The following is a 20,144-nucleotide window of genomic DNA, read 5'->3' as shown; positions in this document are numbered from 1 at the left end:
TCAGGTGCCTTCTTCGGCGAGGCCGAGCACCGCCGAATCGCTCAACGGTGCGATCCGCGCCAGCCAGTTGTCCACCTTCTGCGGCTCGCCGGTCTTTAGCCACGAGAACACCACGTTGTGCCAGAGGATGCGCTGCACGTAGTTGCGCGTTTCGTTGTAGGGAATGTTTTCGACCCAGATGTCCGGATCCAGCGATTCGGGCGGCATCCAGCGCGCCGCTGCATTCGGGCCGGCGTTGTAACCGGCCAATGCAACCATCGTCTGGCCGCCGAAACGATCCACCAGACCGCGCAGATTGGCCGCACCGAGCGGCACGTTGATCACCGGATTGAACAGGTCGTCAGGAGAAGGGCGCGGTTTATTCCATTTGCGGGCGGTGCGCCGTGCGGTCTCCGGCAGCATCTGCAGCAGACCGCGCGCTCCGGCCGACGAGTACGCGTCGCGGCGGTACAGGCTTTCCTGGCGCATCACGCTGTAGATCAGCTGCGGTGACAGGCCGGTGAGCTTCGCGGCCGTCAGCACTTCCGCATCGTAAGGCTGCGGATACAACAGCTCGTAATCGTTGAACACCCGCTGCTGAGTCGCCGTGGCGATGGCTTGGTCGTACCAGCCCCAGCGGGCGGCGAGATGAATGGATTGCGTGCGCGCCGAGTCCATCAGTTGCTCGAAGCCAAACGACCATTCGCTGTTGGCCTGATTGCGCATGTCGCTCAACAACAGCTCCCGCGCGCGCACCATCGGCGGCAATTGTTCCATGCGCTCGACTTGCGCCTGATCCAGCGGCAGCTTTTCAGGATGCGGAGAGACGGGCCGATCGAGCCGTGCGCCGGCCATGATGGAATAGAAATTGTCCTCGGCCAGCACCGATTCATAGAGCTGACGCGCCAGCTTCGGGTCGCCGTTCTTCTCGGTGGCGCGCGCCGCCCAATATCGCCAGCGAGCCAGCGAGCGCTGCTGATCCGGCATGGCGGCGATGATATTGGCGACGAGTTTCCAATCGCCGGTCCACAGCGCCGCGCGTGCGTGCCACTCGCGAGCCATGTCATCGAAATCTTTCAGCTGCACGCGCTTGAAGTAATCGAGGGCTTCTTCCGACCGGCGGTCCCAGGCCAGGCCAAGTGCGAGCGCCAGCGCATAGGGGCTCGCGGTTTCTTCTGTGAGCTTGCGAGCGCGGACGAATCTTTCGTAGCGACTCACGGCGCCGTCACGGTCGATGCGCGCCAGCCGCTGCCAGCCGGCGAGTTGCGCCTTCGGTTCAACCTCCAGCGCAGGTGAGCCGATCAGCGCATCGATCTGCTTTTGCGGATTTTCCAGCAGCGCGGCCCAGCGCAGCAGCGGCGCGGCACGATCGGCCGGCAATCCCGTGGCGATCTGTTTGGCAAAGCTGGGATTGTTGTTTTCGAGCGCGCGACGCACACGTTGCTCGATCAGCTCGGGCGTCATCGCATTTTGCGCACGCATCCATGCGAACGCCTGCTCACAATCCGGCAGGCTGACCGGAGTGAGCCATTGGCGCGCGATGTCGAGCGACAGGTCTTCGGTTTGTCCGAGCGCGATGCGGGCGGTGAAGCTCTGACAGCGCAAGGAATCGCTGGCCGACGCGTCCCGGTAGTGTTGCATGAACGGTTGCCATTGCTGACGGGTCGCGAGGCTCGTCAACCAGGCGCCGCGCACGTCGCGTCCCACCGGCTCGCGTTCATAATAGGAAACGAATGTTTCCGCGCTCCGATCGGCCGGGCCGAGCTCGTCGGTCGCCTCGCCCAGGGCGCGCTTGATACGCGCTGCCTGCAAATAGGGATACAGCGGGTAATTGCGTAACGCCTCGCTGTCTTTCTTCTCATCGGTCGGCTGGGTGCTCGCCAGTTCGTACGCCTCTTGGAACACTTCCCGAGTGCGCTTGTACGGATCCTTGGCAGCGAGCGCCGTGCCGCCAATCAGCGACAGCAGGGTCAACGCGAGCAGCGACGATTTCATGGGGCGGAAACGAGTCATGGTCGTGAGATTAATGGCAAATGCCTCGTCTGGCCATTACGGCAGCCCGGCCGTGAAGCGAGTTCAGCACACTGCATCAGAGGAACCCTACGGCCGGGTGCAACGTTCCTGGCCATGGACCTGTTCGTCACCTTGGGCGGACACCACACGGTGCTGCCATCGCTCGAAGCCACACTCCGCCTCCTGTTCGCGGTTGTGGCGGGCAGCCTCATCGGGCTGGATCGCGAGCTGCGTAACAAACCGGCCGGTCTGCGCACGCATATTTTGATATCGCTCGCGGCGGCTTTGTTCACTTTGATCACCTTCGAGCTGCACGAGCAGTTCACCGGCGACAACAGCAGCAAGACGGCCGATCCGGTTCGTATCATCGAGGCGGTGACCGCCGGCGTCGCGTTTCTGGCCGCGGGCGCGATCATTCAGAGTCGCGGCAACGTGCATGGCCTGACGACTGGCGCCAACATGTGGCTTGCCGGCGCGCTCGGCGTCGCGTGCGGTGCCGGGTATTACTTTCTCGCCACTATCGGCACCGGGTTCGCGCTCATCGTGCTCGTCGTGCTGGCGAAGATAGAGAAGCGGCTGGCCACCAAGCCCGCGGATGACGAGGCTCCAAAGCCGGTCGAAGGCGAGCAGCGCTCCGAAAGACGCAAAGCGGATAAACCGCACTTCTAGTGGGCGCGTGCCCGCTGGTGTAACGTGCGCGCCCGTGAACGCCGCTGCCCCATCCGAGGTCCGCTCCATCGACTGGTACGAATCGCCGGTCGGGCCGCTGATTGCTCGTGCAACCGACAGCGCGCTCTGCGGCCTGTCGTTCTGCGACGCCGATCGCCTGCAAGAACGATTGCACGAGCTGCGCGAGCGGCACGCGATGACGCTACAAGCGGGCAGCAATCGGGTGCTGAACGATCTGAGAGTGCAGCTGGCGGAATATTTCGCGGGTCAGCGCCAGACGTTCACGATGTCGTTGCGTAGTCCCGGCACGCCGTTTCAGGAGCGTGTGTGGGCGGCGCTTTGCGAAATTCCTTACGGCGAGACCTGGTCATATTTGCAGCTCGCCGTGCGCATCGGCGATGCACTGGCGACGCGGGCGGTCGGGTATGCGAATGGCGCGAATCCCATCGCCATCGTCATTCCCTGTCATCGGGTCATCAACGCCGATGGCGGCGACGGGGGCTACGGCGGCGGCCTGTGGCGCAAACGGATTCTGCTGGACCTGGAGCGGGGTCAGGGCTCATTGGCGCTGTAGGGCTTGTGAGCACCGGTTCAGCCGCCATATAGGCGCCGAGGATGAACATTTGGTAACGCGTCGCTTCGGAACTTGAGGCCCGGACGATTCGCCTAAACAGTAAGCTGATGCGTACGAGGGACTCCATCATGTCGTTCAAGCCATATTTTTCACGGGTCGCGGCGGCGTTCGCGCTGACCGCGGCTCTATTCGCGGCCGGCTGCGCCACCACCAGCGGCCCCAAGACCCGCATCGACTACGATCGATCGGCGGACTTTTCCGTGTATCGCACTTACGGATTCCCGAAGGAAACCGGCACCGATCGCGGCGGTTATTCGACGCTGGTCACGAGCTATCTGAAGAGCGCGATGTCGGCGCAGATGGAAGCTCGCGGCTACAAGTACAGCGAGGAGCATCCGGACCTGCTGGTGAACTTCTACATGAATACTCGCGAGCGCACCGAGATCCGTCCGGATGCGCGTGCGTCGGTGGGCTATGGCTATTACGGCTATCGCTACGGCCTGTACAACGCCTGGCCGATGTATGACGAAGACCGCACCGTCACGTACAAAGTCGGCACGCTGAATCTCGACATCGTCGATGCCGAGAAGAAGCAGCTGGTGTGGGAAGGCGTGGCCGAAGGTCGCGTGAACGAGGACGAGCTGCAGAACCCGAAGGTCGCCATCAACGCGGTCGTGACCGAGCTGATGCGGCAGTACCCCGGCAAGCCGAATATGTAGCTAGCGAACCGGCAAGCCGGAGAGCATGGCGTCCATCTGCTCGACGCTCAGCTCGATTTCGACTTCGATGGTGTCGTCGTCCAGCGCCAGGTCCGGGATGGGATCGGCGGGGGACAGCACGGCGCCATCGTTGTTCGCCGCCGGCAGCGGCTTCAACAGCGGGTCGAATTCGCAGATGTCGTCCACTTCGATTTCATTGGGGGCGAGGGGGCCAACGCTCGAGGGATCGGTCAATTCCTGGGCCGTGAGATCGATGGAGATCTCCGCGATGGGATTCATTGAGCTCGGCCCTCATTCGACTTCGACCCATGGATGCTGCCAGAGGCGCGTGGCTGAAGCCTGCAACGCAGTTCACACACGCGAGTCGCAAGCATTATGAAATGGTGCGACTTACCGTAATCCGGTCGGGCAGCGCGGCGCATTCTAACCGCCCGGACGGCACGTGTGACCTCCAGGGAACCATAATGTAAAGTCGTTCATTTGACGGCGATGACCCCGATCCCCATGCCCGACCCGCACGCGATCGCGGTCATGCTGCTGACCCTCGGCGCGCTTTATCTCTTCTCGCGCGACTTCATTCCCATCGAGACGTCCAGCCTGCTGGTCGTGGCGGTGCTGGCCATCGGGTTCAGCTTGTTCCCCTATCGGGGGACGGACGGCAGCGAGCTCGATCCCATCCGCTTCTTCGCAGGTTTCGGCAACGAGGCCTTGATCGCGATCTGCGCCCTGGTGATGGCGAGCCAGGGGCTGGTCTCCACCGGGGCGCTCGCGCCGATCGGGCGGGTCGTGCACCGGGTGTGGCAGATCAGTCCGCTGCTGGCGATGGGGGTCGTGATCATCGTGACGGCCGTCATCAGCGCATTCATGAACAACACCCCGCAGGTGGTGTTGATGATCCCCATCCTCACGGCGGTGGCGGTGCGCTCGAGCATGTCGCCGTCGAAACTGCTCATGCCCATGACCTTCGCCTCGCAGATCGGCGGCATGGGCACGCCGATCGGCACGTCGCTGAACCTGCTGGTGATCGGCAGCGCGGCGAGCCTGGGAGTCGAGCGCTTCCACATGTTCGACTTCATTGCGCCGGCGGCGCTGGCGGCGATCCCAGGCCTGCTGTTCTTGTGGCTGATCGCGCCGAGACTGCTGCCGGACAAGCACCCGCATCCGTCGTTCGTGAATGCCTCGCCGCGTATTTTCGATGCTCAGCTGCATATCTCGGACAGCAGTCCGGTCGCGGGCAAGACGTTGGCCGATGCGAAGAAGCTCACGCAGGGCGAGATGTCCGTCGTGTCGGTGCGGCGCTCGCAGGATTTGGTGATTTCGCCGCTGCCGGACGTAATCCTGAGAGCTGGCGATCAGCTTGCTGTGCGGGATACGTCGGAACAGTTGATGGAGTATTCGCGGGTGCTCGGCGCGACGCTGTTTTCCGGCGACGTACGCGTCGACGCGGAGCATCCGCTGACTGCGCCCAACCAGCAGACGGCCGAGTTGGTGCTGACACCCGCGTCGCCGCTGCGAGATCGCACGTTGGCGCAGGCCAACTTCGATTGGCACTACCAGCTGATTCCCCTCGCGGTTCATCGGCCCGGTGAGGAAGAGGCGTTGAGTCACACGATGCTACGGGACGTGCGGCTGGGCGTCGGCGACGTGTTGCTGGTGCAGGGGCCGGCGGAGCAGATCGAGGCGCTCAAGAAGCGCAGCGAAATGCTGGTGCTGGATGCGACCAGCAATGTGCCGCTGACGGCCAAGGCGCCGCTGGCGTTGGGCATCATGGCCGGCATCGTCTTGATCGCGTCGTTGCGAATCGCGCCGGTCGCCATCGCCGCGATTTGCGGCGTGTTGGTGATGGTCACGACGGGGTGTTTGAAGTGGCGTCACGCGACGCGGGCGCTCGACTCGTCGATGATCCTGCTGACGGTGGCGAGCCTCGCGTTGAGCCTTGCATTGGTGACGACGGGCGGCGCTGCGTTCATCGCGCAAGTGGCTGCCGCAGTGGCGAAGTCGCTGCCGCCGTTGGCCGTGCTGAGCGCGACGATGCTGTTCATGGCGATGATGAGCAGTGTGATTTCCAACAGTGCTGCCGCGGTGATCGGAACACCCATTGCTATCGAGCTGGCGAGGCAGTTGGGGCTGGCGCCGGAGCCATTCGTGCTGGCGGTGATGTTCGGCGTGAACATGGGATACGCGACGCCGATGGCCGACAACTGCAATTTGCTCGTCTATAGCGCAGGTGGCTATTCGTTCGGCGATTTCCTGCGCGTCGGTGTGCCGCTGACGTTGATCATGTGGCTGGCGCTGACTTGGGTGCTGCCACAGTTCTATCCGTTGGGTTGATCCAGGCGGGATGTGCGGGAATAGGCAAGAACCCGCCAGCTTCGCCTAACTCCTGGCTAAGTCTCCCAGGGCAAGATACTGCCCATGCGCCTGACCCATTGGGTGTTGTTATTGGGAGTTGTCGCTATGAGCGCAGCCTACGGCGATCGGCCTGCCTTTTCATCGGCTCAGTTTCGCGACGGTCGATTTCACAACGTCGCGCCGCCCAAGCAGCCGGGCGGGTGGCAGTTGCTGAAATTGTGGTGGCAGTTCATGTTCAAGGATACGAGCCGGACGGTGCCGCCCGAAGCATTGTCCGTGACGCCGCTGGCGCCGGATCAATTGCAGCAGGCCGCCGACGGATCGATCTGGCGGCTCGGCCATTCGACCGTGCTGATGAAATTGAATGGCAGGTTCTGGATCACCGATCCGGTGTTCTCCGAGCGCGCCTCGCCGGTGCAATGGGCCGGGCCGAAGCGTTTCATCCCGACGCCGATCGCGCTCGAGGACTTGCCGCCGCTGGCCGGCGTGGTGCTGTCGCACGATCACTTCGATCATCTCGATCGCGACACGGTCGTGAAGCTCGCCGCGAAGACCCGCATGTTTCTTACGCCCTTGGGCGTGGGCGATCATCTGATCCGGTGGGGCGTTCCCGCCAGCAAGATCCAGCAGCTCGATTGGTGGCAGACCGTCGAACTGGAAGGCCTGCAATTCACTGCCACGCCGGCCCAGCATTTCTCCGGCCGCAGCTTCTTTGCGAAGAACCCGACGTTGTGGGCGTCGTGGGCGATCTACACCGGCACGCATCGCATTTTCTTCAGCGGCGATACGGGTTATTTCGACGGCTTCGCGGAGATCGGCCGGCGCCATGGGCCGTTCGATCTGACGTTGCTGGAGGCCGGCGCCTATGACAAGCAATGGGAAGGAGTGCACATGCTTCCCGAACAGGTCATGCAAGCGCATCGGGATTTGCGGGGCGACTGGTTGCTGCCGATCCACAACGCGACGTTCGATCTGGCGTTCCATTCCTGGGATGAGCCCATGGAAAAGATGCTGACGCTGTCGTCGCAACACGGTATTCGTCTCACCATGCCGCGCATTGGCGAGGCTGAGCGCCTGGATCATTACCAGGCCGCGCAGGCGTGGTGGCGTTTCAAACAACCTCGGCCTGCCAGCATGAGCATGACTGCTACGACGCACGCCATGTGAGCCGCTGCGCCCAAAAGCGGCGGGGATAGTCAGGGTTTGCGGCTACACTGCGCGCTTCCTGTTTGTTGGGGATGCGTGGCTTCATGGGCGCGGCGAAGGATTCACTTTCGATCGGCGAAGCGCGACGGGTAGCGTTAGAGGCACAGCAGTTCCTCTCGGCAGGAGCCGCGCCGAGAAGCGGGAAGGCACTCGCAGACATCGTGCGACGCTTGGGCGTCGTGCAGATGGATTCCGTCAACGTGCTGTGTCGCTCGCACTACCTGCCGGTGTTTTCGCGGCGGGGCGATTACAAGAGCGCGCTGCTCGAACGCGCGGCCTACGACGAGCGGTTGCTGTTCGAATATTGGGGCCACGAAGCCTCGCTGCTTCCCATTGAATCGTATCCATTGTTCCGCTGGCGCATGGACGACGCGCGCAAAGGCGTCGGCACCTGGGGCCGCCTCAAGCGATATGCGACCAGTCATCAAGATCTGGTGAAAGGCGCGATCGATCAAATCCGCGAGCGCGGCCCGCTGGGCGCGAGTGAGCTGACGGACGCCGGCAAATCCAAGGGCAGCTGGTGGGGCTGGAGTCAGGGCAAGGAAATCCTGGAGTGGCTGTTCTGGATCGGTGACGTGACCACGGCGCGTCGGCGGAATTTCGAACGACTGTATGACTTGCCGGAGCGCGTGTTACCCGAGTCGGTACGAAACGCGCCTGTGCCCGCACGAGAGAGCGCACAGCGCGAGCTGATGATGATTGGCGCCCGAGCCATGGGTGTGGCGACGGCGCGCGACCTGCGCGATTACTTTCGGCTTCCGACGAAAGAGGCGGCGATGCGGCTCGCGGAGCTTGTGGAAGAGGGCAGGCTCGTGCCCGTCAGCGTGGAAGGCTGGAAGCAGCAGGGATACTTACACCACGAAGCGAAGATTCCTCGCGCTTCCAAGATTGCTGATGTGGCCGCGCTGCTATCGCCATTCGACTCGTTGATTTGGGAACGTCAGCGCACCGAACGTCTGTTCGACTTTCACTTCCGGCTGGAGATTTACACGCCCCTGCACAAGCGAGTGCATGGTTACTACGTGCTGCCGCTGTTGCTGGGCGAGCGCGTCGTCGGGCGTGTCGATCTGAAATCGGAGCGCCAGAGCGGCGTGCTACAGGTCAAGGGCGGAAGCGTCGAGCCGGGTGTCGTGCCGGCGCGCGTCGCCGAGCCGCTGGCGAAACAGTTGGTTGAGCTGGCGAGCTGGCTCGGCCTGGAAAATTACGCCGTCACGAGTCGCAAGGGTGAGCTCATGCGCGCGCTGAAGAAACTGAAAGCGCGCTGAACGGATGTGAATGTAAGTTCAACCTGCGCCGCGAGCGGACCAGCCGAACACGCACATCACGATGAACAGAGTCAGATAAAACAACAGGCCCATTTGTGCAGCCTCCAACATTTTCGTCTTGTCGAAAAAACGACCGGACGAGGTGGTCGGTTCCCGAGCGTCGATATTTTGGAATGCCAGGCCCTGAAAAAGTTCAGCCCCCGTGAGGGGGCTGAATGTCTTGCTTTGTTGTAGCGGCGGTGACGGTCAGTCATCCATCAGGAAGCTGCGCAGCTGCTCGCTGCGGCTCGGATGACGCAGCTTGCGCAGCGCCTTCGCTTCGATCTGACGGATGCGCTCGCGCGTCACGTCGAACTGCTTGCCCACTTCTTCCAGCGTGTGGTCGGTATTCATGTCGATACCGAAGCGCATCCGCAGAACCTTCGCTTCGCGCGGGGTCAGGCCAGCCAGCACGGAGTGCGTAGTTTCGCGCAGGCTTTCCATCGTCGCGGAATCGATCGGCGAGTCCACCGAAGTGTCTTCGATGAAATCGCCCAAGTGCGAATCCTCGTCGTCGCCGATCGGCGTTTCCATCGAGATCGGCTCTTTGGCGATCTTGAGCACGCGGCGGACTTTGTCCTCCGGCATTTCCATGCGCACCGCCAGCTCTTCCGGCGTCGGCTCGCGACCCATCTCCTGCAGCATCTGCCGCGAAATGCGGTTCAGCTTGTTGATGGTCTCGATCATGTGCACCGGGATACGGATGGTGCGCGCCTGGTCGGCGATCGAACGGGTGATCGCCTGGCGGATCCACCACGTCGCATAGGTCGAGAACTTGTAACCGCGGCGGTATTCGAACTTGTCGACCGCCTTCATCAGGCCGATGTTGCCTTCCTGGATGAGATCCAGGAACTGCAGGCCACGGTTCGTGTACTTCTTCGCGATCGAGATCACCAGACGGAGGTTGGCTTCCACCATCTCCTTCTTGGCGCGGCGGGCCTTGGCTTCGCCCACGGCCACTTCGCGGTTGATCTCCTTCACTTCCGCGATCGTCAGGTGCACGCGCTCCTCGAGCGACATCAGCTTCTTCTGCTGCTTCTCGATCTCTTCACGCAGACGCGCGAGCGCGGCCGAATGCTTGCGCTTGGCGCGGATGTGCTTGTCGAGCCACTTGGTGTTGGTCTCGTTCTTCGGGAAGGTCGAGATGAAGTCCTTGCGCGGCATGCCGGCGTCGCGCACGCACAGGATCATGATCTGCTTCTCGAGATTGCGGATCTCGGCGACGTTGTCGCGCAGCTGCACGATCAGCGCGTCGAACATCTTCGGCGACAGCTTCAGTTCCATGAACTCGCTGGCGACTTTCTTGCGCAGCTTGACCGACTTCGGGTCCTTGCCGGTCTTGTCTTCGGCCATGGCCTTGAGGACCTGCTGGTGGCCCTTGGCAATGGACACGAAGCGGCGAGCGGCCTCTTCCGGATCCGGGCCGGTCTCGAGCGTTTCCTCGTCCTCGCTGCCGCCCTCGCTCTCCTCGTCCTCGTTCTCCTCTTCGGCCGGCGCGGCGGCCGCGGCCAGCTTCGGATTGACCGGCGCGGCGATTTCGTCCGGCGCGTTCGGATCGATGAAGCCCGTGATGATGTCGACCAGGCGGCCCTGACCGGCCTTCACCTGCTCGTACTGGTTGAGCATGAAGTTATAGGTGAGGGGATAGCTGGACAGCGCGCCACGAACCGTGTCGAGGCCTTCCTCGATGCGCTTGGCGATACGGATTTCGCCTTCGCGGGTCAGCAGCTCGACGGTGCCCATCTCGCGCATGTACATGCGGACCGGGTCGGTCGTGCGGCCGAATTCGGCGTCCACAGTGGCGAGCGCGGCGGCGGCTTCTTCTGCGGCTTCCTCGTCGGCGACCACGGGCTCGGCCAACAACAGGGCTTCGGATTCCGGCGCCTTCTCGTACACCGTAATGCCCATGTCGTTAATCATGTTGACGATATCTTCGATCTGCTCCGGATCGACGATTTCGCTGGGCAGATGGTCATTGACCTCGACGTACGTCAGGTAGCCCTGCTCCTTGCCACGGGCAATCAGCAGCTTCAATTGCGATTGACGCTCATCGGCGATCTGCGCCGGTTCCTTCTTTGCTGCCAAGGTTTTGCTCAAGTCGTGGCCCTCACGTGCTGTCCGGGGGTGGGCGGGCTTAAAAAGACCGCGCAGTGTACTTTGATCGTTTTCCGGGCGCTAGGTTCGCGTTCACGCACCATGAGCAACCGGAGGTTTCCGGGCCAATAGCCCCTGCAATTCAGCCTTTTCGGCATCGGTTAACTGGCCCGCCCGGCTTAACAGAAGCTTCTGTCGAGCCTCCATCGCCTCGGCGGCCAGCTGCTGGACCGCGCCGGCCAGGTCGGTGGCGGCGCCGGCGGCGTCGACCAGACACTCCTGAGCGGCCAATTTCGCCAGGTGCTCAACATCGGGGCGATCCCGCCAGCGTTCAAGCAGCGCCCCAGTGTTAGCGCACGGGCGCTGGGCTAGTTCCTCGATCAGCTCGATCAACAGCGGAATTCCCGGCCTTTCGAGCGTGCTCAAGACAGGATTCAAGGTCACCTTGTCGGCAATTTCAGGGTAATGCACCAACAAATGAATCGCCTGCCGGACCAGATTGCGCCGACCCGTCTGAACCTGAGGCTTCATGGGCCGGCGCGCCGGCTCCGGCGCGGCCGCCTTTTCGCCGCCCTCGCCTAACATAGACGTCAATCGGTCGCGTTTCAGGCCGACGGTTTTGGCTACTTCCTCGGCCAGCAATTCACGGAAAATTCCCGCGGGGATGCGCTCAAGCAACGGCCGTGCCATTTCGCCCAGCCGCGCCCGCCCGTCGATGCTGTGCGTATCGACCTGCGCGCTCAGATGATTGATGAAATATTCAGACAACGGCATCGCCTGTTTGATACGTGCTTCGAAAGCCTCGCGGCCTTCCTCGCCGACCAGCGTGTCCGGATCGTGCCCTTCGGGCAGAAACAAGAACCGGATCTGCCGTCCCTCGCGCACCTGGCTCAGCGAGTTCTCCAGCGCTTTCCACGCGGCCGCCCGGCCGGCGCGGTCGCCGTCGAAACAGAAAGTCACTTCGTTACAGATGCGGAACACGCGTGCCAGATGCTCCGGCGTCGTTGCCGTACCCAGGGTCGCCACTGCATAAGTGATGCCGGCCTGATGGAGCCGCACCACATCCATATAACCTTCAACGATCAACAGCCGGCTCAGGGTCCGGCTGGCCTGACGAGCCTCATATAAGCCATAAAGCTCGCGGCCTTTGTGAAACAGTTCTGTTTCCGGCGAGTTCATGTACTTGGGCTCGCCTTTATCGAGCACGCGCCCGCCGAAACCGATGGTGCGACCCCGCGCATCACGGATCGGGAACATCACCCGATCACGAAACCGGTCGTAATGGCCGGAGCGGTTGTCGCGCTCGATGATCAACCCCACCTGCAGCAGCCGCGACCGCTCGGCGTCGCTGCCGCCCAGTAGCTTGAGTACCGAATCCCAGGCGTCCGGGGCGTATCCCAGCGCAAAAGTTGCGGCGGTTTCGCCGGTGAGGCCGCGCGACTTGAAGTAGTCCTTGCCGCGGGCCGTATTCATCAACTCACTTCTGTAGAAAGCCGCGGCTTTCTCCAACGTCGCGAACAAAACATCCGACGGCGGCGGCCGTTGGCCCGGAGTTTGCTCGCGCGGCACCTCGACGCCGACCCGGTCGGCCAGCTCCTCGATCGCATCGATGAAGCCGAGGTTGTCGTGCTTCATCAGGAAGCCGAGCGCGTTGCCGTGCTCGCCGCAACCGAAGCAGTGGTAGAAGTTCTTGTCCGGCACCACGGTGAACGACGGCGTCTTCTCTCCGTGGAACGGGCAACAGCCCTTATATTCCTTGCCGGCCTTTTTCAGCGGCACACGGCTGCCGATCAGCTCGACCAGGTCGACCCGGGAGATCAGCTCTTCGATGAAATGTTTGGGGATGAGGCCGGACACGAATGCAAGAGTATGCGCGGCAACGTGGCCGGCATAGAGCCCGATCGCCTCAGCCGCCGAGCTTGGCCTTCAGTTTGGCGCTGGCGCTGGCCATATCGGTGCGGCCCTGCGCCTTCTGCTTCAGCAACGCCATGGCCTTGCCCATTTCCTTGATGGAAGTGGCGCCGGATTCGGCAATGGCCTGGGCGATCAGCGCATCGACTTCGGCGTCGCTGAGCTGCTGCGGCATATAGCCCTGCAACAGGTCGATTTCCTTCTGTTCCTTGGCGACCAGGTCCTCGCGACCGCCGCTCTGGAACTGCGCAATGGATTCCTTGCGCATCTTGATCATCTTCTCGACCACAGCCAGCACCTGCGTGTCGTCGAGCTGAATACGCTCGTCGACTTCGCGCTGCTTGATGGCGGAGGTGATCATCCGGATCGTGCCCAGGCGCTCGGTGTCCTTGGCCTTCATCGCCGTCTTCATGTCTTCGGTGATGCGGTCTTTGAGTGAGGACATGGCGGCTCGGGCAGGTCGGCGGGAGGGAATCGACGGGGACGGAGCGAGAAGGCTCCGTCCCGGGAAACAAGTTCGATCAGTAAGCGCGGGCGCGGGCTGGGCCGCGGCTGCTGCCGTCGCGGGTGACGCGCTTCATGTGGCGCTTCACGGCGGCGGCCTTCTTGCGTTTACGTTCCTGAGTGGGCTTCTCGTAGAATTCCCGGCGGCGCAGTTCCGTCAGGACCCCGGCCTTTTCGCAGGCGCGCTTGAAGCGCCGCAAGGCGGCATCGAAGTACTCGTTTTCTCGGACGCGAACGCTCGGCATTACTAACCTCGGAATGTTGAACACGGCCCGCTTCGGTCGATTCGAGCCGACGACGAGCGCCGAAGACTGGCGTCGGGGTCGAGGACGAAACGAGACGGGGACGATTGAGAGCGCGGCAGTCTAATGGTCCCCGAGGGGAAAAGCAAAATAACGCAGAAATCGGCTTTCTGCAGCCCGCGGATAGGGGCACTTGGGCTGCCTTGGGGGTTAAGCTTCGCGCCCCCAAAATTGGGTTTTGGGCCCTTTCCTACAACCAGCCCTACGCGCCACTGTGAAAGTCCTCGGTATCGAAACCTCCTGTGACGAGACCGCCGCCGCCGTGTACGACGGCGAGCGCGGGCTGCTGTCCCACGCTTTATATAGTCAGGTTCAACTACACGCCGTTTATGGCGGCGTCGTGCCGGAGCTGGCCTCGCGTGACCATGTAAAGAAGCTGTTGCCGCTGGTCCAGCAAGCGCTGGCCGAGGCAAAAATCGATGCAGATCAGCTGGATGGCGTCGCTTACACCGCCGGGCCCGGCCTGGTCGGGGCATTGCTGGTGGGCGCTTCGCTGGCTCGCAGCCTGGCGTTTGCCTGGGGCAAGCCGGCGGTCGGGGTTCATCACCTGGAAGGGCACCTGCTCGCGCCCATGCTGGAGACGGCGGCGCCCGAGTTTCCATTCCTGGCGTTGTTGGTGTCCGGTGGCCATACCCTGCTCGCGGAAGTTCGCGGGCTCGGGGAGTACCAGATCATCGGCTCCTCCCTGGACGATGCCGCCGGCGAGGCGTTCGACAAGACGGCCAAGATGCTCGGCTTGCCGTATCCGGGCGGCCCGGCGCTGGCCAAGCTGGCGGACAGCGGTAAGCCGGGGGGCTTCGATTTTCCGCGGCCCATGCTCGACCGGCCGGGGCTGGATTTCAGCTTCAGCGGTCTGAAGACGGCGGTGGTGGTCGCGATTCGCGGTCGGCAGCTCGATGAACAGACGCGGGCCGACGTTGCTTATGAATTTCAGCAAGCCGTGGTCGAGACGCTGGTCGCCAAATGCGCGCGCGCCGCGAAACAAACCGGGTTGAAGACGTTGGTGGTTGCCGGTGGCGTGGGCGCGAACCGCCGGTTGCGAGCCGAGCTGCAGGCGTTGGGCGAGAAGCGCGGGTTGCGAGTGTTGTATCCGAGGCCGGAGTTTTGCACCGACAATGCGGCGATGATCGCGTACGCTGGCTATCGCCGTCTGGCGGCAGGCGAGCACGACGATTTGAAGATTCGTGCGACCGCGCGCTGGCCGCTCGATACGCTGCGCATGCCCGCGGCCGTTTGATCCATCCTTTAGAGAGTTGCCCCTTCAGTCCATGGATAAGATCTTTCTGTCCCAGCTCAGTGTCGAATGCATCGTCGGCATTTGGGACTGGGAACGGCGCGTCAAACAGACCGTCATCCTCGATGTCGAAATGGCGGCCGACATTCGCAAAGCCGCGGCCACCGACCACATCGATGACACCATCGATTACAAACGCGTCGCCAAACGGTTGCTCGCATTCGTGGGCGAGTCGCAATATCAGCTGGTCGAGACGCTGACCGAGGCGATCGCGAGAGTGATCGTCACGGAGTTCGGTGTTTCGTGGGTGAAGGTGCGGCTGAATAAGCGCGGCGCGATTCGGGGCGCGCGGGATGTCGGTATCGAGATCGAGCGACGTGCTGAGGATTACGCGGGCGTGACGCAGCAGACTCAGCCATGACGGCTGTTTACGTCGCTGCTGGCAGCAACGTCGAGCCCGAAAAACATTTGTCGGTCGCGTTACGCGCGTTGGCGGCGGCGTATGGCCCGATGACGTTGTCGCCGGCTTATAAGAACAAGGCCGTAGGGTTCGAGGGCGCCGATTTCATCAATCTGGTGGTCGGCTTCAACACGGAAGATTCCGTCGCTGAAGTGCGCCGACAACTGCAGAAGATCGAAGCCGCCTGCGACCGTCCGCCGGACGCGCCGAAGTGGGCGCCGCGGACCATGGATCTCGACATCCTTTTGTTCGGCGACCTGGTGAGCAACCAGCCCGGCCTGGTCATCCCGCGGCCGGATCTGGTGAAGCGGCCTTACATGCTCAAGCCGATGGCCGACATCGCGCCCGATGTGCGGCACCCGATGCTCGATAAAACCATGCGCGAGCTCTGGGAAAGTTTTCAGGGCGGTGAGCACGCCATGGTCGAGGTGCTGCTGGGCGGCGAGCCTACCAGCCCACACTCCGCCCCCCATCGATCGCCAGAATCTGGCCGGTGACGAACGGGCCGTCCTTCGCGAAGAACAGCGCCGCGCGCACGATGTCGGGCGGCGAGCCGCTGCGCTTGAGCAAGGTCTTGTCGATGATTTCCTGCTTCACCGTCTCGTCGAGGCCGCCTTCGGGCCACAGGATCGGGCCGGGCGCGATGCCATTGACCCGCACCTCGGGCGCCAGCTCGCGCGCCAGCGACCGGGTCAGCATCATCAATCCGGCCTTGGCGCTGGAATAAACCGGGTGCTGCGGGAGCGGGCGCTGCGCATGAATGTCGATCATGTTGATGATGAGACCTCGCGCTGCTTTGAGCGCCGGCGCGGCTGCTTGCGCCAGGAACAGCGGCGCGCGCAGGTTGGTCCCCATCAGGTCGTCCCATTGTTTGGCCGTGACAGTGCCGAGCGGAGTGGGATAAAACGTCGAAGCGTTGTTGATCAGCACATCGAGCCGGCCGAACGCGCAGGTTGCTCGCTCGACGAGCGTCGGCAGGGCCTCGGTATCCAGCAGATCGGCGGCGGCGCAGACGGCCGAGTCGGCGCGAGCGGCATTGAGCTCGTCACGCAACTGTTCCGCTTCGCCGGCCGAACGGTGAAAATGAATGCAGACATTGGCGCCCTCGGCATGAAAGCCCCGGGCCAGCGCCGCGCCGATGCGGCGGGCCGCGCCAGTGATCAGCACCGAACGTTGGGCGAGTGCGTTGGAAGTGTCCATGCAGGTATGGTGAACGAACGGATGATTGCTGCAAGCCCGGCTGACTCGGAGCGCGTCGCTTGAACGTGTCACTGCCGTTGCCGGCACTCTCGCCGGATGAATTGGCGCACAGCGAGCAGCTGGTCCAGCGCATTCGCGACGCGATCGAAGCCGCCGGCGGCTGGATCAGCTTCGAGCGCTTCATGGAGATGGCGCTCTACGAACCGGGCCTCGGCTACTACAGTGCGGGCGCGACCAAGCTGGGCAGCGAAGGCGACTTCGTCACCGCGCCGGAAATTTCTCCCTTGTTCAGCCGCTGCCTCGCCAATCAATGCGTCCAGGTGCTGGATACGGTCAACGGCGGTCACATTCTGGAACTGGGCGCCGGCTCCGGCGTGATGGCCGCCGACGTGCTGAGCGAGCTCGACCGACAGCAGAAAACACCGGAGCGATATCTCATCCTCGAAGTCAGCGCCGATCTGTGCGAACGGCAGCGCGCGTTGTTACAACGGCGCCTGCCGCACCTGATGGATCGCATCGAGTGGCTGGATCGTCTGCCGGATGAATTTCGCGGCGTGCTGCTCGCGAATGAAGTGCTCGACGCACTGCCGATTCAGCGCTTTCGGATCCGCGGTCTGCAGGTGAATCAGTTGGGCGTGACCTGGGAGCTCGGCCGACTCGACTGGTCCGAGGTGCACGCCGACGCGGCGCTCGAGGCGACGGTGCGCGAAATCGAGTTCAATTTGGGCGAGCCGTTCGCCGACGGTTACACCTCTGAGATCAATCTCCGTTTGTCGCAGTGGATCGCAGGTATCGCGGCATCGATGAAGCAAGGCGCCGCGTTCTTCATCGACTACGGACTGCCTCGCCGACAGTACTACGCGGCCAACCGCAGCGCTGGCACGATGCTTTGTCACTTCCGGCATCGTTTCCATGACGATCCGCTCATCAATGTCGGTGTGCAGGATATCGGCGCGTGGGTGGATTTCACCGCCGTCGCCGAGGCTGCTATCGCCGCGGGCATGAGCGTCGCCGGTTACACGACGCAGGCGCACTTCCTCATCGGCACCGGTATCGAGCAGTTCCTCGCGCCGACGAATGATGAAGAACTCGCGGCGCGATTACAGATGGCGCGACAGGCGATGTTGTTGACGCTGCCCGGCGAGATGGGCGAGCGATTCAAAGTCATCGGACTCGCCAAAGGAATCGAGCTGCCGTTGCGCGGCTTCAGCGTTCGGGATCTGGCGGCGTCTCTTTAGTTTCGCTGCGAGCGGCTTCGTGCTGTCGCTTCAGCTCTTTCAGCGCGTGGATGCGCTTGTCGTGCAGCCGCTTCGCGATCTCGAAGCCTTGCAGTCCCTCGCGTTCTTCTGCGCTCAGTGTCGCAGCCGCAGCTACCTCACGCGCGCGGCGTAAATATTCGGGCTGCGGATAATCGCGCTGCTCGAGCCCTTTACGGCCGCGAGCGTCGGCTTCGCACGCGAGCAAAAATTGTTCGAATCGCGCCGGGCGCCGGAACGAATCGAGACGTTCCAGCAGCTCCAGAACGGTTTGCGGACGCAGCTCTGTGATCTTATGCATGTGCAGGTGATAGCGAGACACCAGCACGCCCAGTTCGCGATAGGCATTGGGAATGCGCAGACGATCGCACAGCTCCTCGACGATGCCGACGCCCCGCTCTTCGTGCGCGATGTGCCGGGGCAGCTCATGAGTTGGCGTCGTCGCTTTGCCCAGGTCGTGAACGAGCGCGGCGAAGCGGACCACCGGATCGTCAGTCAGCTTGGTGGCTTGATCGAGCACCATCATGGTGTGCACGCCGGTGTCGATCTCCGGATGCCATTGCTCGGGCTGAGGAATGCCGAAAAGCGCATCGATTTCCGGAAAGATCACCGGCAACGCGTTCCCTTCGCGCAGCACCTCGAAGAACTGACGCGGAGCGGGCATTTCCAGCGCGCGCTGGGTCTCCTGCCAGACACGTTCAGACACGAGCGCATCGAGCTCGCCGCGTGCAGCGATCTCTCTCAAGAGCTCCATTGTTTCAGGTGCGACCCGAAAACCGAGCGGTGCGAACCGGGCGGCGAAGCGCGCGAGGCGCAGCACTCGAACCGGATCTTCGACGAATGCCGGCGACACGTGCCGGAGCCAGCGCTCCTGGAGATCGCGTTGGCCGTGGAATGGATCGACGAGCGCGCCCGTCGCCTCATCCCGGGCGATCGCATTGATCGTCAGGTCCCGGCGCTCGAGATCCTGCTCCAGCGTCACGTCGGGCGAGAACATGGTGTCGAAGCCGCGATAGCCCGGCCCGGTCTTGCGCTCGGTGCGGGCGAGTGCGTATTCCTCGCTGGTCTGCGGATGCAGGAACACGGGGAAGTCCTTTCCCACCGGCTTGAAGCCCTGATCGAGCAATTCCTCCGGGCACGCGCCGACCACGACCCAGTCGCGCTCTCGCACGGCCAGGCCGAGGAGCTCATCACGCACTGCGCCGCCGACCAGGTAAATCTTCATACGGACATTTTGTCTCACTTGACGCGGTGGGACAAAATGGCGCGATCGTGAGCTGATTGCCCGAACGATGCCCGGAACGGACCACACCCCTAGTTTCATTGCCCGCCTGTGCAGGATCGCGCTCGTCCTGGCGGCGTCGCTATCGGCCGGCGGCTGCTATTTGATCCAGGCGGCCACCGGGCAAATGGAGCTCACCTCCAAGCGTCAGCCCATCGCCAAGCTGCTGACCGACGCGCGCACGCCGGAGCAGTTGCGCGACCGGCTCGAATACGTGTCCGCCGCGCGAACTTTCGCTTCGCAAGAGCTGGGCCTGCCGGACAACGACAGCTATCGCAGCTATGCGGATGTCGGCCGTCCTTACGTCGTCTGGAATGTGTTCGCGACCGATGAGTTCTCGGTGCAGCCGAAGCGCTGGTGCTTTCCGATTGCCGGCTGCGTCGTGTATCGCGGTTACTTCAAAGAGAACAACGCGAAGACCTATGCACGTCGCTTGCGTTTGCGAGGCAGCGACACCGCGGTGGGTGGTGTTGCCGCTTACTCAACATTGGGTCATTTCAAAGACCCGGTGCTCAACACCATGCTCGGCTGGAGCGACGTGCAGCTTGCGGCGACGTTGTTTCATGAGCTGGCGCATCAGGTCGTCTATGTGCCCGGCGATTCGGAGTTCAACGAAGCGTTCGCGACCGTGGTCGAGGAGGCAGGCTTGCAGCGATGGCTCGCATCGCGCGGCCGGTTGAAGGATCTGGATGCGTGGAATGAGCAGCGCGAGCGCAATGCTCAGTTCGTTGCACTCTTGTTACAGACTCGCGAACGCCTCGATGCGTTGTATCGGTCGGACTTGCCCGACGACGAGAAGCGCGATCGCAAACAATATGAATTCGGCGTGCTGAAGCTGCAGTACTCGCAGCTGAAAGCCGAGCAGTGGAATGGTTATCGCGGCTATGACGCCTGGTTCGGTCGCACGCTGAACAACGCTCATTTGGTGTCTGCCGCGACTTACTACGGCTGCGTGCCGGGGTTGCGTCGACTGTTGCAATCGGTCGATAGCGATCTGCCACGGTTCTACGAGAAGGCGCGCGAGCTGGCAAAAGAAACAAGAGAGGCGCGGGCTGCCGCAGTTTGCGCTGTCGCCGATTCGTGAC

Annotated in this window: 19 protein-coding genes; 11 read left to right on the top strand and 8 right to left on the bottom strand. The window is 62.8% G+C overall.

Features of this window, described 5'->3' with window-relative positions; translation table 11 throughout:
* Window positions 1-1,974, bottom strand: a complete 1,974-nt coding sequence (locus tag GYH35_RS19360) for a lytic transglycosylase domain-containing protein (RefSeq protein WP_161829263.1) — start codon at window positions 1,972-1,974, stop codon at window positions 1-3.
* A 132-nt stretch (window positions 1,975-2,106) separates the two neighbouring features.
* On the opposite strand from GYH35_RS19360, the gene GYH35_RS19355 reads away from it, so the two are divergent.
* From GYH35_RS19355 to GYH35_RS19345, 3 genes are all read left to right on the top strand, one after another.
* Complete coding sequence (locus GYH35_RS19355; protein ID WP_161812888.1) at window positions 2,107-2,661, top strand: MgtC/SapB family protein; 555 nt, start codon at window positions 2,107-2,109, stop codon at window positions 2,659-2,661.
* Between the two features lie 34 nt (window positions 2,662-2,695).
* Window positions 2,696-3,235 (top strand): methylated-DNA--[protein]-cysteine S-methyltransferase, encoded by a 540-nt coding sequence (locus GYH35_RS35150; protein ID WP_161812889.1) that lies wholly within the window; start codon window positions 2,696-2,698, stop codon window positions 3,233-3,235.
* Between the two features lie 128 nt (window positions 3,236-3,363).
* Complete coding sequence (locus tag GYH35_RS19345; RefSeq protein WP_161812890.1) at window positions 3,364-3,954, top strand: DUF4136 domain-containing protein; 591 nt, start codon at window positions 3,364-3,366, stop codon at window positions 3,952-3,954.
* Here GYH35_RS19345 and GYH35_RS19340 read toward each other — a convergent pair whose 3' ends face one another.
* On the bottom strand, window positions 3,955-4,233 hold the full coding sequence (locus GYH35_RS19340) for a hypothetical protein (RefSeq protein WP_161812891.1): 279 nt from the start codon (window positions 4,231-4,233) through the stop codon (window positions 3,955-3,957).
* A 225-nt stretch (window positions 4,234-4,458) separates the two neighbouring features.
* On the opposite strand from GYH35_RS19340, the gene GYH35_RS19335 reads away from it, so the two are divergent.
* The 3 genes from GYH35_RS19335 (at window position 4,459) to GYH35_RS19325 (ending at window position 8,777) form a co-directional block, all read left to right on the top strand.
* Window positions 4,459-6,285 carry an SLC13 family permease gene (locus GYH35_RS19335; RefSeq protein WP_202624421.1) on the top strand — a complete coding sequence of 609 codons (1,827 nt, stop codon included), beginning with the start codon at window positions 4,459-4,461 and terminating at the stop codon, window positions 6,283-6,285.
* A gap of 126 nt (window positions 6,286-6,411) precedes the next feature.
* The gene (locus GYH35_RS19330) at window positions 6,412-7,473 is read left to right on the top strand and encodes an MBL fold metallo-hydrolase (protein ID WP_202624420.1); all 1,062 of its coding nucleotides are present in this window, start codon (window positions 6,412-6,414) and stop codon (window positions 7,471-7,473) included.
* Between the two features lie 200 nt (window positions 7,474-7,673).
* On the top strand, window positions 7,674-8,777 hold the full coding sequence (locus GYH35_RS19325) for a winged helix-turn-helix domain-containing protein (RefSeq protein ID WP_202624419.1): 1,104 nt from the start codon (window positions 7,674-7,676) through the stop codon (window positions 8,775-8,777).
* Window positions 8,778-9,023: 246 nt separating this feature from the next.
* Here GYH35_RS19325 and rpoD read toward each other — a convergent pair whose 3' ends face one another.
* From rpoD to rpsU, 4 genes are all read right to left on the bottom strand, one after another.
* A complete protein-coding gene (gene rpoD / locus GYH35_RS19320; RefSeq protein ID WP_308683805.1) occupies window positions 9,024-10,913 on the bottom strand; it encodes an RNA polymerase sigma factor RpoD in 1,890 nt (629 codons plus the stop codon).
* A 90-nt stretch (window positions 10,914-11,003) separates the two neighbouring features.
* Window positions 11,004-12,767: a DNA primase gene (dnaG, locus tag GYH35_RS19315; protein WP_161829260.1), complete on the bottom strand. Its 1,764-nt coding sequence runs from the start codon at window positions 12,765-12,767 to the stop codon at window positions 11,004-11,006.
* A gap of 49 nt (window positions 12,768-12,816) precedes the next feature.
* Complete coding sequence (locus GYH35_RS19310) at window positions 12,817-13,266, bottom strand: GatB/YqeY domain-containing protein (protein WP_161812895.1); 450 nt, start codon at window positions 13,264-13,266, stop codon at window positions 12,817-12,819.
* Between the two features lie 76 nt (window positions 13,267-13,342).
* Window positions 13,343-13,570, bottom strand: coding sequence for a 30S ribosomal protein S21 (gene rpsU / locus GYH35_RS19305; protein WP_129642111.1), 228 nt, complete (start codon window positions 13,568-13,570; stop codon window positions 13,343-13,345).
* Between the two features lie 271 nt (window positions 13,571-13,841).
* Here rpsU and tsaD point away from each other — a divergent pair, with 271 nt between their 5' ends.
* The 3 genes from tsaD to folK are packed head-to-tail and all read left to right on the top strand — an operon-like array spanning window position 13,842 to window position 15,818.
* Window positions 13,842-14,864 carry a tRNA (adenosine(37)-N6)-threonylcarbamoyltransferase complex transferase subunit TsaD gene (gene tsaD / locus GYH35_RS19300; protein WP_161812896.1) on the top strand — a complete coding sequence of 341 codons (1,023 nt, stop codon included), beginning with the start codon at window positions 13,842-13,844 and terminating at the stop codon, window positions 14,862-14,864.
* 31 nt (window positions 14,865-14,895) lie between these two features.
* Window positions 14,896-15,282, top strand: a complete 387-nt coding sequence (folB, locus tag GYH35_RS19295; protein WP_161812897.1) for a dihydroneopterin aldolase — start codon at window positions 14,896-14,898, stop codon at window positions 15,280-15,282.
* On the top strand, window positions 15,279-15,818 hold the full coding sequence (folK, locus tag GYH35_RS19290; RefSeq protein WP_161812898.1) for a 2-amino-4-hydroxy-6-hydroxymethyldihydropteridine diphosphokinase: 540 nt from the start codon (window positions 15,279-15,281) through the stop codon (window positions 15,816-15,818). Before folB ends, folK begins: the two co-directional genes overlap by 4 nt.
* Here folK and GYH35_RS19285 read toward each other — a convergent pair.
* Window positions 15,769-16,521, bottom strand: a complete 753-nt coding sequence (locus GYH35_RS19285; RefSeq protein WP_161812899.1) for a pteridine reductase — start codon at window positions 16,519-16,521, stop codon at window positions 15,769-15,771. The genes folK and GYH35_RS19285 overlap by 50 nt on opposite strands.
* A 65-nt stretch (window positions 16,522-16,586) precedes the next feature.
* On the opposite strand from GYH35_RS19285, the gene GYH35_RS19280 reads away from it, so the two are divergent.
* The gene (locus tag GYH35_RS19280; RefSeq protein ID WP_235936829.1) at window positions 16,587-17,759 is read left to right on the top strand and encodes a class I SAM-dependent methyltransferase; all 1,173 of its coding nucleotides are present in this window, start codon (window positions 16,587-16,589) and stop codon (window positions 17,757-17,759) included.
* Here the strand turns inward: GYH35_RS19280 and GYH35_RS19275 are convergent.
* Window positions 17,728-19,002: a multifunctional CCA addition/repair protein gene (locus GYH35_RS19275; protein WP_161812900.1), complete on the bottom strand. Its 1,275-nt coding sequence runs from the start codon at window positions 19,000-19,002 to the stop codon at window positions 17,728-17,730. The genes GYH35_RS19280 and GYH35_RS19275 overlap by 32 nt on opposite strands.
* Window positions 19,003-19,069: 67 nt before the next feature.
* On the opposite strand from GYH35_RS19275, the gene GYH35_RS19270 reads away from it, so the two are divergent.
* A complete protein-coding gene (locus GYH35_RS19270; RefSeq protein WP_161829259.1) occupies window positions 19,070-20,143 on the top strand; it encodes an aminopeptidase in 1,074 nt (357 codons plus the stop codon).
* Window position 20,144: the final 1 nt, after the last annotated feature.

It is taken from the genome of Steroidobacter agaridevorans (genome assembly GCF_009932555.1).
Lineage (GTDB): Bacteria > Pseudomonadota > Gammaproteobacteria > Steroidobacterales > Steroidobacteraceae > Steroidobacter > Steroidobacter agaridevorans.
Note: the sequence above shows the minus strand (reverse complement) of the source record. Positions and strands in the feature narration are given on the sequence as shown.

Coding starts and splice junctions, on each gene's coding strand:
- GYH35_RS19360 (WP_161829263.1), bottom strand. CDS start 1,974: ATGAAATCGTCGCTGCTCGCGTTGACCCTGCTGTCGCTGATTGGCGGC.
- GYH35_RS19355 (WP_161812888.1), top strand. CDS start 2,107: ATGGACCTGTTCGTCACCTTGGGCGGACACCACACGGTGCTGCCATCG.
- GYH35_RS19345 (WP_161812890.1), top strand. CDS start 3,364: ATGTCGTTCAAGCCATATTTTTCACGGGTCGCGGCGGCGTTCGCGCTG.
- GYH35_RS19340 (WP_161812891.1), bottom strand. CDS start 4,233: ATGAATCCCATCGCGGAGATCTCCATCGATCTCACGGCCCAGGAATTG.
- GYH35_RS19335 (WP_202624421.1), top strand. CDS start 4,459: ATGCCCGACCCGCACGCGATCGCGGTCATGCTGCTGACCCTCGGCGCG.
- GYH35_RS19330 (WP_202624420.1), top strand. CDS start 6,412: ATGAGCGCAGCCTACGGCGATCGGCCTGCCTTTTCATCGGCTCAGTTT.
- GYH35_RS19310 (WP_161812895.1), bottom strand. CDS start 13,266: ATGTCCTCACTCAAAGACCGCATCACCGAAGACATGAAGACGGCGATG.
- rpsU (WP_129642111.1), bottom strand. CDS start 13,570: ATGCCGAGCGTTCGCGTCCGAGAAAACGAGTACTTCGATGCCGCCTTG.
- folB (WP_161812897.1), top strand. CDS start 14,896: ATGGATAAGATCTTTCTGTCCCAGCTCAGTGTCGAATGCATCGTCGGC.
- folK (WP_161812898.1), top strand. CDS start 15,279: ATGACGGCTGTTTACGTCGCTGCTGGCAGCAACGTCGAGCCCGAAAAA.
- GYH35_RS19285 (WP_161812899.1), bottom strand. CDS start 16,521: ATGGACACTTCCAACGCACTCGCCCAACGTTCGGTGCTGATCACTGGC.
- GYH35_RS19275 (WP_161812900.1), bottom strand. CDS start 19,002: ATGAAGATTTACCTGGTCGGCGGCGCAGTGCGTGATGAGCTCCTCGGC.
- GYH35_RS19270 (WP_161829259.1), top strand. CDS start 19,070: ATGCCCGGAACGGACCACACCCCTAGTTTCATTGCCCGCCTGTGCAGG.